General features: G+C 54.0%; 9 protein-coding genes. 3 read left to right on the top strand and 6 right to left on the bottom strand.

All coding sequences use genetic code 11. The features are described from left to right. Position 1: 1 nt before the first annotated feature. Together QZH36_RS16110 and thiH are read left to right on the top strand one after the other, a co-directional pair. Positions 2-778: a thiazole synthase gene (locus QZH36_RS16110; protein WP_253456274.1), complete on the top strand. Its 777-nt coding sequence runs from the start codon at positions 2-4 to the stop codon at positions 776-778. Continuing rightward, entirely contained in the window at positions 775-1,896 is a 1,122-nt protein-coding gene (gene thiH / locus QZH36_RS16105; protein WP_301730642.1) for a 2-iminoacetate synthase ThiH, read from the top strand. The genes QZH36_RS16110 and thiH overlap by 4 nt, the downstream gene beginning before the upstream one ends. A 56-nt stretch (positions 1,897-1,952) precedes the next feature. Here the strand turns inward: thiH and QZH36_RS16100 are convergent, their stop codons facing one another. Next, on the bottom strand, positions 1,953-2,981 hold the full coding sequence (locus QZH36_RS16100; protein WP_253456279.1) for a glycosyltransferase family 32 protein: 1,029 nt from the start codon (positions 2,979-2,981) through the stop codon (positions 1,953-1,955). A 532-nt stretch (positions 2,982-3,513) separates the two neighbouring features. Between QZH36_RS16100 and QZH36_RS16095 the strand changes: the two genes are divergently transcribed. Then, positions 3,514-3,648 carry a DUF1127 domain-containing protein gene (locus QZH36_RS16095; protein ID WP_253456282.1) on the top strand — a complete coding sequence of 45 codons (135 nt, stop codon included), beginning with the start codon at positions 3,514-3,516 and terminating at the stop codon, positions 3,646-3,648. Positions 3,649-4,365: 717 nt separating this feature from the next. On the opposite strand, the gene rpoC is transcribed toward QZH36_RS16095, so the two are convergent. From rpoC to rplA, 5 genes are all read right to left on the bottom strand, one after another. Next, positions 4,366-8,586, bottom strand: coding sequence for a DNA-directed RNA polymerase subunit beta' (gene rpoC / locus QZH36_RS16090; RefSeq protein ID WP_125290948.1), 4,221 nt, complete (start codon positions 8,584-8,586; stop codon positions 4,366-4,368). A 77-nt stretch (positions 8,587-8,663) separates the two neighbouring features. Continuing rightward, a complete protein-coding gene (rpoB, locus tag QZH36_RS16085) occupies positions 8,664-12,692 on the bottom strand; it encodes a DNA-directed RNA polymerase subunit beta (RefSeq protein WP_253456284.1) in 4,029 nt (1,342 codons plus the stop codon). 320 nt (positions 12,693-13,012) lie between these two features. Then, on the bottom strand, positions 13,013-13,378 hold the full coding sequence (gene rplL, locus QZH36_RS16080) for a 50S ribosomal protein L7/L12 (protein ID WP_253456287.1): 366 nt from the start codon (positions 13,376-13,378) through the stop codon (positions 13,013-13,015). A 59-nt stretch (positions 13,379-13,437) separates the two neighbouring features. Further along, positions 13,438-13,935: a 50S ribosomal protein L10 gene (gene rplJ / locus QZH36_RS16075; RefSeq protein WP_125290945.1), complete on the bottom strand. Its 498-nt coding sequence runs from the start codon at positions 13,933-13,935 to the stop codon at positions 13,438-13,440. 413 nt (positions 13,936-14,348) lie between these two features. Next, the gene (gene rplA, locus QZH36_RS16070) at positions 14,349-15,053 is read right to left on the bottom strand and encodes a 50S ribosomal protein L1 (RefSeq protein WP_125290944.1); all 705 of its coding nucleotides are present in this window, start codon (positions 15,051-15,053) and stop codon (positions 14,349-14,351) included. Position 15,054: the final 1 nt, after the last annotated feature.

The raw sequence follows: 15,054 nt of genomic DNA, 5'->3' as shown, positions 1-15,054 counted from the left end.
TATGCTACAGATTGCTGATAAAACCTTTTTTTCCCGGCTGTTTACCGGCACAGGTAAGTTCTCCAGCCCTGCCGTGATGCTCAATGCACTTCGGGAATCCGGCACGCAGCTGGTGACAATGGCGATGAAACGCGTGGATTTACGCGGCGGCGACGACGGCATTCTGGCGCCTTTACGTCAGCTGGGCGTGCAGCTTCTTCCCAATACTTCCGGCGCGAAAACCGCCGAGGAAGCCATTTTTGCCGCGCGCCTGGCGCGGGAAGCGCTGGGCACGAGCTGGGTGAAGCTGGAAATCCATCCCGACGTGCGTTATCTGCTGCCCGATGCCGTCGAAACGCTGAAGGCGGCGGAAACCCTGGTGCGGGAAGGCTTCACCGTGCTGCCCTACTGCCATGCCGATCCGGTACTGTGCAGAAGGCTTGAAGAAGCGGGCTGTGCCGCCGTGATGCCGCTTGGCGCGCCGATTGGCAGCAATCAGGGGCTGAAAACCCGGGATTTGCTGACGATTATTATCGAGCAGGCCAGCGTCCCGGTGGTGATTGACGCAGGCATTGGCGCGCCCAGCCACGCCAGTGAAGCGCTGGAAATGGGCGCCGATGCGGTGCTGGTGAATACCGCCATGGCCTCTGCCCGCGATCCTGTGCAAATGGCGCGCGCTTTCCGCCTCGCTGTAGAAGCGGGCGAACTGGCGCGGCAAAGCGGCCTGGGCAGTCAGCAGCAGCAGGCCGTCGCCACCAGCCCGCTGACCAGCTTTTTGCAAAGCGGAGTGACGCCATGAAAAGCTTTGTCTCGCAGTGGGAACAGCTGGACTGGGACGATATCCGCCTGCGCATCAACAGCAAAACTTCGGCTGACGTGGAGCGGGCGCTGAATGCGTCTGTCGTTGGCCGCGAGGAGCTGATGGCGCTGCTTTCGCCTGCCGCGCAGGCCTGGCTGGAACCGATGGCCCGTAAGGCGCAATTGTTGACGCGCCAGCGCTTCGGCCATGCCGTAAACCTCTTCGTTCCGCTTTATCTCTCCAACCTGTGCGCCAACGACTGCACCTATTGCGGCTTCTCTATGAGCAACCGGATCAAGCGTAAAACGCTGGATGCGCAGGAGATCGAGCGCGAGTGCCTGGCGATCCGGGCGATGGGCTTCGATCAGCTGCTGCTGGTCACCGGTGAGCATCAGGCGAAAGTTGGGATGGATTATTTTCGCCGTCATCTTCCCGCCATCCGCGCGCATTTCAGCTCGCTGATGATGGAAGTGCAGCCGCTGGGCCAGCAGGAGTATACGGAACTGAAAACGCTGGGGCTGGATGGCGTGCTGGTCTATCAGGAAACCTATCATCCAACGGTGTATGGTCAGCACCATCTGAAAGGAAACAAGCAGGACTTTTTCTTTCGGCTGGAAACGCCGGACAGGCTGGGACGCGCGGGGATCGATAAGATCGGGCTGGGCGCGCTGATCGGCCTTTCTGACAGCTGGCGCGCCGACTGTTATATGATGGCGGAACATCTGCTGTGGCTACAGAAAACGTACTGGCAAAGCCGCTATTCAGTGGCTTTCCCTCGCTTGCGCCCCTGCGCTGGCGGCATTCAGCCTGCTTCAGTCATGGATGAGGCCCAGCTGGTACAGGTTATCTGCGCGTTTCGTCTGTTTGCGCCGGAAGTGGAGCAGTCGCTGTCAACGCGCGAATCGCCGCAGTTCCGTGACAAGGTGGTGCCGCTGGCGATCAATACGATCAGCGCTTTCTCAAAAACGCAGCCTGGCGGCTACGCCGAGACGCAAAGCGAGCTGGAACAGTTCTCGCCGCACGATAATCGCCATCCGCGGCAGGTAGCCGAAGCGCTGATCCGCGCCGGCATGCAGCCGGTCTGGAAAGACTGGGACAGCTGGCTGGGAAGAGCCTGAGCGCCTGCGCTACCGGGACCGAGAAGACCTGCGTCTCCTGCCTGGTTCAGAGGAGCCTAAGCGCCTGCGCTACCGGATATGCCGGGCATCGGCATATCCGGCATGTCCGGCATTCTGTCCGGCGCATCCGCAAACAGCACCTGTCCCAACAGGCTGTCTTTATTTACCGCGCCATAGCGTAAATTAGTGCTCAGGTATTTCCGATCCAGCCCGGTCAGCTTAACGATAGGCGGCAGAACATCCGGCAGGCGATCGATCATCAGCATCCGGCTAAGCTGTACGGCGTCCCAGCTTACCAGACGCTGATAATAAAGCGCGTTGGCCTCGCACTTTCTTAAATAAAGGTTGTACTCATTATATTCACGCAGCGCCTGCTGCTGCGTAATATTCAGAATAAGGTATTGCGGATCGGTAATTTTCTGTACCAGTTCCTGATAATTGGGCAGCTGTTGAAGCTGCTTAAACATGTCTGCCGCGCCCAGCGTAATAATCGGGCGGAAATAGCGCAGCCAGCTTGCAATAAACGGGTTCTTTTTCGGGGCGGCCATAAACCAGGTTTCAATCACCGGATAGCGCCGATCGACAGTGGAGACATCGCGATAAAAGGCGACCATGTCATAACGGCTGTTGCCGTTGACCGCCAGAAATTCATCCAGCGTGCGGTTTAGTATTACGCTTGCATCCATCCAAACGCCGCCATATTTATACAGCAGCTCCAGGCGAATAACGTCGCTTCTGTGGGCAACCAGCATGTCCTGCCGCGTAAAGACCAGCTCCGGCAGATAGTGCGACAGATTACTGTCATTCACTACCGTTACTGACCAGTCCGGGTTCTCTCGCGCAACCTTATCAACAAAGCTCTGAATTTCCTTTGGCAGCGTCGAGCCGGCCCAGAACATCCAGACCCGTTCAGGAATTTCGCCGGGCGTTCTGTTATGAATAACGATATCCATATCCTGTTCCAGAGCAGGATTGTATTCCGCTAATTTTTTCCTTTTTAATAAGGCTTTTTCTATACGCAGGCGTAGCGAAACCGCATTTTTCAGCGCCGGGCGCACCATGGCCTTTATCTTATTTTTATTCATAATACCTCACAGCAGCTGGCTGACAGTGCTGAGCGACAAATGGAAAGCGCGGCGTATCCGGCAGCGGGAATTTGTATTAATTTAGCAAGATGAGATAAACATCTCAATATTAAGACATTGCCCTTAATAGATTTAAGAGAAAGCTCAGGGAAGAAATGAGAAGCAAAAATATAAATCAATGAAGATTTAAAATAGCCACCTGTGAAAAATCTTATAAATAAAAAATTAGTTTTCGCTTACTTTTTATTTTTTAACGTAAAAATGAATGCGCCTGATAAATATGCGGCACGACTTCCATAAATCCACTCTTGTTATGACTGGCCCTGTTAAAGCTGCCAGAATCGCTGCCGACGCTGGAGAAAAAGCGTCCGGGCCCGTCAGTTTTCCCTCGCGGGCCCGCCTCTTGCTACTTCACCAACAAATCAGGTAGCGCCGCTTCGATAGCCGCCCTGCGGACGGGTAAAGCAGATGCCACAGGAAAATATTGTAAGACGGCGGCGAGCAGCCTTTTAAAGCATCGCCCTTTGTACTGATGTTCAGCCTGGCGCGGCGGCTCTGGCTGGCCTGGCGACAGGAGGTATACAGCCGTAAAATATTAGCGCGATTAAGCGATGCGCAGCTGAAAGATATCGGGTTAACCGGCGATGACATTAAGCGATACAGGTAAAACGGGTCAGCCGAACCACGGATGCAGGGTATTCAGTAATAAAAAACCCCGCCAGCGCGGGGTTCTTTATTTCAGAAGAGGATTGCCGTCCTGCTCTGAAAGGTACTGATGGTATGCGAATACAAGTCAACCACCCGGTCAATATATCGTCATAAAGTATAAAAAACCAGCGTATTTTTATCCAATTTTTAGTACTTGATGATTCTGCATGCTTCGTCACTTATCGCATGTAATAACCTGGAACAACTTCTTTCTTACTGCGTGATAACTCGCATCTCTTCAATAATAAAATGTTGTTCATTGTCGTAGCTGTTATCGTTGCGTCGGGGCCGTTTCACCTGTTGCCGCAGGGCACCGGACTCAGGGAACGGGTTCTGTGATACCGCGAAAAACAAGTCAATCACACTGCTTGTTTCGTTTGCAGCGTTCCGGTGGGCAGTGCGGCCCCTGAGAAGGGAATCTTCCATGAAAAAACGCCACGGACTTTTTTTAGTCACGTTATTCATGGCGCTGATGTTAAGCGGAAAAGGAGCCTGGCAAATTCACCTGTCGAATATCCATATCCTGTTTAACGTAAATCAGAGCAGTCAGGCCGCAAGCCGCTCTCCGGGGCGGCTTTTTTACGGCCACATCCCGACGCTGACTGACCCATCCTCAAATTTCAGGCATAAAAAAACCCCACCGAAGTGGGGTTTTTACGGTCAGCAGGAAAGACGATTAATCGTCGTTGCCGCCCAGACCCGCGTTCAGCAGTTCTGCCAGGCTGGCAGACGCTTCGTCGGCCGTGACCTGAGGAACTACAGGCGCTTCGCCTGCCGCTTTACGGCGCATACGATCCTGGTGATAAGCGTAACCGGTACCGGCTGGGATCAGACGACCCACGATTACGTTCTCTTTCAGGCCGCGCAGTTCGTCGCGTTTGCCCGCAACGGCTGCTTCGGTCAGTACGCGCGTCGTTTCCTGGAAGGAAGCGGCGGAGATGAAGGACTCGGTCGCCAGTGACGCTTTGGTGATACCCAGCAGATCGCGCATATAGGTCGCTGCGATTTTGCCGTTGGCTTCCAGCTCACGGTTAGAAATCTTAACGCGTGAAACTTCAACCTGCTCGCCGTCCAGGAAGTCGGAGCTGCCCGCGCTTGCAATGGTTGCTTTACGCAGCATCTGACGAACGATGACTTCGATGTGCTTATCGTTAATCTTAACGCCCTGCAGGCGGTAAACTTCCTGCACTTCGTTAGTGATGTAACGGGTCACCGCATGCACGCCACGCAGACGCAGAATGTCATGTGGAGACTCTGGGCCATCGGAAACCACGTCACCGCGCTCTACGCGTTCACCTTCGAACACGTTCAGCTGACGCCATTTCGGGATCATCTCTTCGTACGGATCGCTACCGTCAACCGGCGTAATCACCAGACGACGCTTGCCTTTGGTCTCTTTACCGAAGGAGATAATACCGCTGATCTCCGCCAGGATTGCTGGCTCTTTCGGACGACGCGCTTCGAACAGGTCAGCAACGCGTGGCAGACCACCGGTGATGTCCTTGGTACCGCCGGATTCCTGCGGAACACGAGCCAGGGTATCACCCGAGCTGATTTTCACGCCGTCTTCCAGCTGCACAATCGCTTTACCCGGCAGGAAGTACTGAGCAGGCATATCGGAGCCTGGGATCATCACATCATTGCCGTTGGCATCAACGATTTTCAGCGCAGGACGCAGATCTTTACCGCCGGACGTACGCTCTGCGCTGTCCAGGATCACCAGAGAAGACAGACCGGTCAGGTCATCCGTCTGGCGGGTAATGGTCTGGCCGTCGATCATGTCGGTAAAGCGGACGAAACCGCTCACTTCGGTGATAACCGGCATGGTGTGCGGATCCCAGTTTGCTACGGTCTCGCCCGCTGCAACCTGCTCGCCGTCGCCTTTCGCCATGGTAGAACCGTAAGGAACCTTATAGCTCTCTTTGGTACGACCGAATTCATCGATCATTTTCAGCTCGGTGTTACGCGAGGTGATAACCAGTTTGCCAGCGGAGTTGGTAACCGACTTGGCGTTAGAGAGTTTAATGGTACCTTTGTTCTTCACCTGAATGCTGGATTCAGCAGCCGCACGCGATGCCGCACCACCGATGTGGAACGTACGCATGGTCAGCTGAGTACCCGGCTCACCGATGGACTGTGCTGCGATAACGCCGATGGCCTCACCTTTGTTGATGATGTGACCACGCGCCAGATCGCGTCCATAACAGTGGGCGCACACGCCGAAGTCAGTTTCACAACTTACTACGGAGCGGACTTTCAGGCTGTCGACAGAATGCTCTTCCAACAGGTCACACTGCTGTTCGTGCAGCAGGGTGTTGCGTGGCAGCAGGATGTCGGCCGTACCCGGCTTCAGCACGTCTTCTGCGGTAACACGACCCAGTACGCGTTCGCGCAGCGGTTCTTTCACGTCGCCACCTTCGATAACCGGAGTCATCATGATGCCTTCGTGCGTGCCACAGTCGTCCTCGGTCACCACCAGATCCTGCGCTACGTCTACCAGACGACGAGTCAGGTAACCGGAGTTCGCGGTTTTCAGTGCGGTATCCGCAAGACCTTTACGAGCACCGTGGGTCGAGATGAAGTACTGGAGTACGTTCAGACCTTCACGGAAGTTCGCGGTAATTGGCGTCTCGATGATGGAGCCATCTGGCTTAGCCATCAGGCCACGCATACCGGCCAGCTGACGGATCTGCGCAGCAGAACCACGAGCACCGGAGTCGGCCATCATAAAGATGCTGTTGAAGGAAACCTGGCGCTCTTCCTCACCGTCACGGTTAATGACGACTTCGGTAGAGAGGTTTTCCATCATCGCTTTCGCAACGCGTTCGTTGGCCGCAGCCCAGATATCGATCACTTTGTTGTAGCGTTCGCCCGCGGTAACCAGACCAGACTGGAACTGCTCCTGGATCTCGGCCACTTCGGTTTCCGCTTCGCTGATGATCTCAACTTTTTTCTCTGGGATCACCATGTCGTCGATACCTACAGACGCACCAGAGCGTGCCGCGTAGGCAAAACCGGTGTACATGGTCTGGTCAGCAAAGATAACCGTTGGCTTCAGGCCCAGGATGCGGTAACAGGTGTTCAGCATCTTGGAGATCGCTTTCTTACCCAGCGCCTGGTTGACGATGGAGTAAGGCAGGCCTTTCGGCACGATCATCCACAGGATGGCACGACCAACCGTGGTATCGATCAGGCTGGTTTTTGAGGTCCATTCGCCCTGCTCGTTTTTCTCGTGCTCGGTGATACGCACCTTAACGCGAGCGTGCAGAGACGCCAGGCCAGCGCGGTAAATACGCTCGGCTTCTTTTGGACCGGTCAGCACCATGCCTTCGCCTTTGGCGTTAACACAGTCGCGGGTCATGTAGTACAGACCCAGTACAACGTCCTGTGAAGGAACGATGATTGGCTCGCCGTTCGCAGGTGACAGGATGTTGTTGGTAGACATCATCAGCGCACGCGCTTCCAGCTGGGCTTCCAGCGTCAGCGGCACGTGAACAGCCATCTGGTCACCATCGAAGTCGGCGTTATAAGCCGCACAGACCAGCGGGTGCAGCTGGATAGCTTTACCTTCGATCAGCACTGGCTCAAATGCCTGGATGCCCAGACGGTGCAGCGTTGGCGCACGGTTCAGCAGGACCGGGTGTTCGCGGATCACTTCATCCAGGATATCCCAGACGACGGCTTCTTCACGCTCAACCATTTTCTTGGCGGCTTTGATGGTGGTAGCAAGACCACGCAGCTCCAGCTTGCCGTAGATAAACGGTTTGAACAGCTCCAGCGCCATTTTCTTCGGCAGACCACACTGGTGCAGACGCAGGTATGGCCCTACGGTGATAACGGAACGACCAGAGTAGTCGACGCGTTTACCCAGCAGGTTCTGACGGAAACGACCCTGTTTACCTTTGATCATATCGGCCAAAGATTTCAGAGGACGCTTGTTGGAGCCGGTGATGGCACGACCGCGACGGCCGTTATCCAGCAGCGCATCGACCGCTTCCTGCAGCATACGTTTTTCGTTACGTACGATGATGTCAGGTGCGGCCAGATCCAGCAGGCGCTTCAGACGGTTGTTACGGTTGATAACGCGACGATACAGATCGTTCAGATCTGAAGTAGCGAAACGACCGCCGTCCAGCGGCACCAGCGGACGCAGATCCGGCGGCAGTACAGGCAGCACGGTCAGGATCATCCACTCTGGCTTGTTGCCAGACTGCACGAACGCTTCCAGCAGCTTGATACGCTTGGTCAGCTTTTTACGCTTGGTTTCGGAATTGGTTTCGTTCAGCTCTTCACGCAGCTGCTCGCATTCCTGCTCCAGATCCATGTTTTTCAACAGGGCCTGAACCGCTTCCGCACCCATTTTCGCGTCGAATTCGTCACCAAACTCTTCCAGCGCGTCCAGATACTGCTCTTCGGTCAGGATCTGACGGCGCTCAAGGTTGGTCATGCCGCCTTCAACCACCACATAAGATTCGAAGTACAGCACGCGTTCGATGTCACGCAGCGGCATATCCAGCAGCAAACCGATGCGCGAAGGCAGCGATTTCAGGAACCAGATGTGCGCAGTCGGCGAAGCCAGCTCGATGTGGCCCATACGCTCACGGCGAACTTTGGTCTGTGTAACTTCAACGCCACACTTCTCACAGATCACGCCGCGATGTTTTAAACGCTTGTACTTACCGCACAGGCATTCGTAATCTTTTACCGGCCCGAAAATACGCGCACAGAAAAGCCCGTCACGTTCTGGTTTGAACGTACGGTAGTTAATGGTTTCTGGCTTTTTAACTTCACCAAAAGACCAGGAACGGATCATGTCTGGCGAAGCCAGCGCAATTTTGATCGCATCAAACTCTTCGGTCTTAGTTTGCGCTTTCAGAAACTTAAGTAAGTCTTTCACGGATTAGCTCCCGTCGGAGTGAGACTTCTCAGGACGCCCGGGGCCGGGCGTCCTGTAACCAGTACAAATTCGAGTGCTTACTCGTCTTCCAGCTCGATGTTAATACCCAGCGAGCGGATCTCTTTCAACAGTACGTTGAAGGATTCCGGCATGCCCGGTTCCATCTGATGGTTGCCGTCAACGATGTTTTTATACATCTTGGTACGGCCGTTGACGTCATCAGACTTCACGGTCAGCATTTCCTGCAGGGTATAGGCGGCGCCGTATGCTTCCAGCGCCCACACTTCCATCTCACCGAAGCGCTGTCCACCGAACTGCGCCTTACCACCCAGCGGCTGCTGAGTAACGAGGCTGTAAGAACCGGTAGAACGCGCGTGCATCTTGTCATCCACTAAGTGGTTGAGTTTCAGCATGTACATGTAGCCAACGGTAACCTGACGCTCAAACTGCTCGCCGGTACGGCCATCAAACAGGGTAATCTGACCGGAAGAAGGCAGGCCGCCGAGCTGCAGCAGCTCTTTGATCTCGCTCTCTTTCGCGCCGTCAAACACTGGCGTGGCGATTGGCATACCTTTTTTCAGGTTCTCTGCCAGACGCAGTACTTCGTCATCGCTGAAGGTATTCAGGTCTACTTTCTGACGCACGTCGGTGCCCAGATCGTAAGCGCGCTGAATAAACTCACGCAGTTTGGAGACTTCTTCCTGCTTTTTCAGCATGGCGTTGATTTTCTCGCCGATGCCTTTAGCAGCCATACCCAGGTGGGTTTCAAGAATCTGACCAATGTTCATACGTGACGGTACGCCCAGCGGGTTCAGTACGATATCGACCGGCGTGCCGTTCTCATCGTATGGCATATCTTCGATCGGGTTGATCTTGGAGATAACACCTTTGTTCCCGTGACGACCTGCCATTTTGTCACCAGGCTGGATCTGACGTTTAACGGCCAGATACACTTTAACGATTTTCAGCACGCCAGGTGCCAGGTCATCGCCCTGAGTGATTTTGCGGCGTTTCGCTTCGAGTTTCTTCTCAAACTCGTGCTTCAGCTCGTCGTACTGCTCCGCCAGCTGCTCCAGCTGACTCTGTTTTTCTTCGTCGGTCAGGCCGAGTTCCAGCCAGCGCTCGCGCGGCAGCTTGTCCAGTTTTTCCGCTTCCACGCCGCCGGAAACCAGCAGGTAGTTGATACGGCTGAACAGGCCGGCTTCGAGGATCTGCAGTTCTTCAGACAGGTCTTTCTTCGCCTGCTTCAGCTGCATCTCTTCGATTTCCAGCGCGCGCTTGTCTTTTTCCACGCCATCGCGGGTAAAGACCTGCACGTCGATAACGGTACCGGACACGCCGTTTGGTACGCGCAGAGAAGAGTCTTTAACGTCAGACGCTTTCTCACCGAAGATGGCACGCAGCAGTTTCTCTTCTGGCGTCAGCTGGGTTTCGCCTTTAGGCGTCACCTTACCAACCAGAATGTCGCCGCCGGTCACTTCCGCACCGATATAAACGATACCGGATTCATCCAGTTTGGAGAGCGCAGCTTCACCCACGTTAGGGATATCAGCAGTGATCTCTTCCGGCCCCAGCTTGGTGTCGCGAGACACACAGGCGAGTTCCTGAATATGGATAGTGGTGAAGCGATCTTCCTGTACCACACGCTCGGAGACCAGAATGGAGTCTTCGAAGTTGTAGCCGTTCCAAGGCATGAACGCGACGCGCATGTTCTGACCCAGCGCCAGCTCGCCCAGATCCGTTGAAGGACCATCGGCCAGCACGTCACCGCGCTCGATTGGCTCGCCCAGGTTGACACACGGCATCTGGTTGATGCAGGTGTTCTGGTTAGAACGGGTGTACTTGGTCAGGTTGTAAATGTCGATACCGGCTTCGCCCGGGTACATCTCGTCTTCGTTAACTTTAATAACGATACGGGACGCATCCACGTACTGAACGGTACCACCACGTTTCGCTACGGCTGTTACACCGGAGTCAACCGCTACCGCGCGTTCCATACCGGTACCAACCAGCGGCTTGTCAGCGCGCAGAGTCGGAACCGCCTGACGTTGCATGTTTGCACCCATCAATGCGCGGTTGGCGTCATCGTGCTCCAGGAACGGGATCAGGGACGCACCGACGGAAACCACCTGCTGGGTGGAAACGTCCATGTAGTCAACCTGGTCGCGGCTGAACAGGCTCGATTCGCCTTTGCTACGGCAGGTCACCAGGTCGTCTACGAAGTGACCTTCGTCGTCGAGGTTGGTGTTTGCCTGAGCGATAACGTAGTTACCCTCTTCAATTGCAGAGAGGTAATGAATTTCGTCGGTCACCACGCCTTCGCGAACGCGACGGTATGGGGTTTCCAGGAAACCGTACTCGTTGGTCTGCGCATAAACAGACAGGGAGTTGATCAGACCGATGTTTGGACCTTCAGGCGTTTCGATTGGGCACACGCGACCGTAGTGAGTCGGGTGAACGTCTCGAACTTCAAAGCCTGCACGCTCACGCGTCAGACCGCCCGGGCCAAGTGCAGAGATACGACGCTTGTGCGTAATCTCAGACAGCGGGTTGTTCTGGTCCATAAACTGTGACAGCTGGCTGGAACCAAAGAACTCTTTCACTGCCGCAGAAATCGGCTTGGCGTTGATCATATCCTGAGGCATCAGGGTATCGAGATCGCCCAGGGAAAGACGTTCTTTCACCGCACGCTCAACACGAACCAGACCTACACGGAACTGGTTTTCAGCCATTTCGCCGACGGAACGGATACGACGGTTGCCGAGGTGGTCGATATCATCCACTTCGCCAATACCGTTACGGATACCGATGAGCTTCTTCATCACTTCAATGATGTCGTCTTTGCTCAGGATACCGGAACCTTCGATCTCGTCACGCAGCAGAGAACGGTTGAACTTCATACGGCCAACCGCTGACAGATCGTAGCGGTCTTCCGAGAAGAACAGGTTCTCGAACAGGTTTTCAGCCGCTTCACGCGTTGGCGGTTCGCCAGGACGCATCATGCGGTAGATCTCAACCAGCGCGCTCAGGCGATCGGTGGTTGGGTCGACGCGTACGGTCTCAGAGATGTACGGGCCGTGATCCAGATCGTTGGTAAACAGCGTTTCAATGCGCTTGTGGCCGGACTGGCTCAGCTTGGCCAGCAGATCCAGCGACAGCTCCATGTTCGCGGCAACGATCAGTTCGCCGGTGCTTTCGTCGATGTAATCTTTAGCGACGACTTTACCCGCGATATATTCAACCGGAACTTCGATGTGCTCAACGCCATCTTTTTCCAGCTGACGAATGTGGCGTGCTGTAATGCGACGGCCTTTCTCAACGTAAATAGTACCGTTGGCTTCGATATCGAAGGAGGCAGTCTCACCGCGCAGGCGCTCAGGCACCAGTTCCATCTGCAGCTTGTTGTTGCGGATCTCATACACCACTTTATCGAAGAACAGGTCAAGGATCTGCTCAGTGGTGTAGTTCAGCGCGCGCAGAATGATGGTCGCTGGCAGCTTACGGCGACGGTCAATACGAACGAACAGGTTGTCTTTCGGGTCAAACTCGAAGTCTAACCAGGAACCACGGTAAGGGATGATGCGTGCGTTATACAGCACTTTGCCCGACGAGTGGGTTTTACCCTTATCGCTGTCAAAGAAGACACCAGGACTACGATGCAGCTGAGAAACGATAACGCGTTCTGTACCGTTGATCACAAAGGTACCGTTATCGGTCATGAGCGGAATTTCGCCCATGTACACTTCCTGCTCTTTGATGTCTTTAACGGTGCCTTCCGGCGCTTCACGCTCGTAGATCACCAGGCGCAGTTTTACGCGCAAAGGGGCAGAATACGTGACGCCACGGATCTGACACTCTTTAACATCAAAGACGGGTTCGCCTAAACGGTAGCTGACGTACTGCAGCTCAGAGTTACCGCTATAGCTTTGGATAGGGAATACGGAACGGAATGCCGCTTCCAGACCATATTGACCTTCCGGATCTTGCTCGATGAACTTCTGGAACGAGTCAAGCTGGATAGAAAGGAGATAAGGAATGTCCAGAACCTGCGGACGTTTTCCAAAATCCTTACGAATGCGTTTTTTCTCGGTATAGGAGTAAACCATAGGGTTCCTCAGCTCGCTGAAAAGTAGAACCTCTCTGTCCGTCCAGGGGGGACAGTTCATGCAACACTATTTTGTTGGGCCGGAATGAACATCTTCCGTAATACCTCTTTCTATCACTCTTAAATCATTTCGTTGCCGTGCAAGGCAGGGAACCCTGCGGGGAAGCAATATATTAAGGCGTCGATAGAAAAAGACATTAAGCAAATCAGTGACTAAACGGTGTGAAACGCCACTGACGCTCTACAGCGCAAAAAGGCTGGTGACCAAAAAGTCACCAGCCGTCAGCCTGATTAACTCAGGCTGCAACCTGAAAGGTTGGCTTATTTAACTTCAACTTCTGCGCCAGCTTCTTCCAGAGATTTCTTCAGAGCTTCTGCGTCGTCTTTGCTGATGCCTTCTTTCAGGGCAGCAGGTGCAGACTCAACCAGGTCTTTAGCTTCTTTCAGGCCCAGACCAGTTGCGCCACGTACGGCTTTGATTACGGCAACTTTGTTAGCGCCGATAGCTTTCAGTACAACGTCGAACTCAGTTTTTTCTTCAGCAGCTTCAGCCGGGCCTGCAGCAACAGCTACAGCAGCAGCAGCAGAAACGCCGAATTTTTCTTCCATAGCGGAAACCAGCTCAACAACGTCCATTACAGACATAGCCGCTACTGCTTCCAGAATTTGATCTTTAGTGATAGACATGACAATTGTTCCTGTGAATCAGAAATAGTTTATACGTTAAAGTGCAACGGGCAAAAAGCTTAAGCAGCTTCTTTCGCGTCGCGTACGGCAGCCAGGGTGCGGACCAGTTTGCCTGCAGCGGCTTCTTTCATGGTCGACATCAGACGTGCCAGCGCTTCTTCGTAAGTTGGCAGAGTTGCCAGACGGTCGATATTCGCCGCCGTGATCAGCTCACCTTCAAAGGCCGCAGCTTTGACCTCAAATTTTGCATTCGCTTTCGCGAACTCTTTGAACAGACGAGCAGCAGCGCCCGGGTGTTCCATAGAGTATGCAATCAGGGTCGGACCAACAAACGTGTCTTTCAGGATCTCAAACTGAGTTCCTTCAACGACGCGGCGCAGCAGGGTGTTGCGAACAACACGCATGTAAACGCCAGCTTCACGACCTGCTTTACGCAGTTCAGTCATTTTGTCTACGGTCACGCCGCGGGAATCCGCAACTACCGCAGACAGCGCGCCTTTGGCTACTTCGGTGACTTCAGCAACAATCGCTTGTTTGTCTTGAAGATTTAATGCCATTAGCTTTTGCTCCTGGATTTTGACCGGGGAAGGATTCCCCCGGAACTCACATCACCTGCGACCGAAGTCAGCAGGCGCTCAAACACGGTGAGCAGAATCCAGCAAAGACTATAAAAATATTCTTCAGGTTCTGTCACCGTCTACGCAGGAAATTAAGTTCCTTTCGAAACACCTGCGGTCTTGGACGGAGGCCTGGATAAGGCCAGGCTCCAACCGAAAATTCTGTCTATCTGCGTCATTCGGATACTGCGTTGGCCGCTCTCGTTCACACCAGTTACATAGCGGGCTATGCTCCCGGCGATTCACTGCTTTGCCGCCTTGTCTCAGTCCGATTGACTTAAATAGAGGTTCTGTATATTTACAGAACAACGGGCCAAAGATTCTAGTCGAAAATTTCGCCCGCGTAAAGCAGATTAGTTAGCTACAGCGTTCAGGCCAGCCTGATCAACTGCCACACCCGCACCCATAGTGGTGGAGATGCTAACTTTCTTGATGAAAACGCCTTTCGCCTGAGAAGGTTTCGCTTTTTTCAGCGCAACCAGCAGGGCTTCCAGGTTTTCTTTCAGCTTATCGGACTCGAAATCAACCTTACCGATAGTGGTATGGATGATGCCGTTTTTGTCGTTACGATAGCGAACCTGGCCCGCTTTAGCGTTTTTAACCGCTTCAGCAACGTTTGGCGTTACGGTGCCAACTTTCGGGTTTGGCATCAGACCGCGTGGGCCCAGAACCTGGCCCAGCTGGCCAACAACGCGCATCGCATCCGGAGAGGCGATAACCACGTCAAAGTTCATTTCGCCTTTTTTGATCTGGTCAGCCAGATCTTCCATACCTACCAGCTCTGCGCCAGCTGCTTTAGCAGCTTCAGCGTTTGCGCCCTGGGTAAATACGGCAACGCGTACTGAACGACCGGTACCGTGTGGCAGTACGGTTGCACCGCGCACGTTCTGGTCAGATTTACGAGCATCAATGCCCAGGTTTACTGCTACGTCAACGCTTTCTACGAACTTGGCCGTTGCCAGTTCCTTCAGCAGAGCGACAGCTTCGTTGATGTCATACTGTTTAGTTGCATCAACTTTGTCACGGATCACGCGCATGCGCTTGGTCAGCTTAGCCATT

It is taken from the genome of Erwinia wuhanensis, assembly GCF_030484085.1.
GTDB classification, from domain to species: domain Bacteria; phylum Pseudomonadota; class Gammaproteobacteria; order Enterobacterales; family Enterobacteriaceae; genus Erwinia; species Erwinia aeris.
The sequence above is the reverse complement of the archived record's forward strand: the minus strand, read 5'-3'. Positions and strand labels throughout refer to the sequence as shown.

Coding starts and splice junctions, on each gene's coding strand:
- QZH36_RS16110 (WP_253456274.1), top strand. CDS start 2: ATGCTACAGATTGCTGATAAAACCTTTTTTTCCCGGCTGTTTACCGGC.
- thiH (WP_301730642.1), top strand. CDS start 775: ATGAAAAGCTTTGTCTCGCAGTGGGAACAGCTGGACTGGGACGATATC.
- QZH36_RS16100 (WP_253456279.1), bottom strand. CDS start 2,981: ATGAATAAAAATAAGATAAAGGCCATGGTGCGCCCGGCGCTGAAAAAT.
- QZH36_RS16095 (WP_253456282.1), top strand. CDS start 3,514: ATGTTCAGCCTGGCGCGGCGGCTCTGGCTGGCCTGGCGACAGGAGGTA.
- rpoB (WP_253456284.1), bottom strand. CDS start 12,692: ATGGTTTACTCCTATACCGAGAAAAAACGCATTCGTAAGGATTTTGGA.
- rplL (WP_253456287.1), bottom strand. CDS start 13,378: ATGTCTATCACTAAAGATCAAATTCTGGAAGCAGTAGCGGCTATGTCT.
- rplJ (WP_125290945.1), bottom strand. CDS start 13,935: ATGGCATTAAATCTTCAAGACAAACAAGCGATTGTTGCTGAAGTCACC.
- rplA (WP_125290944.1), bottom strand. CDS start 15,053: ATGGCTAAGCTGACCAAGCGCATGCGCGTGATCCGTGACAAAGTTGAT.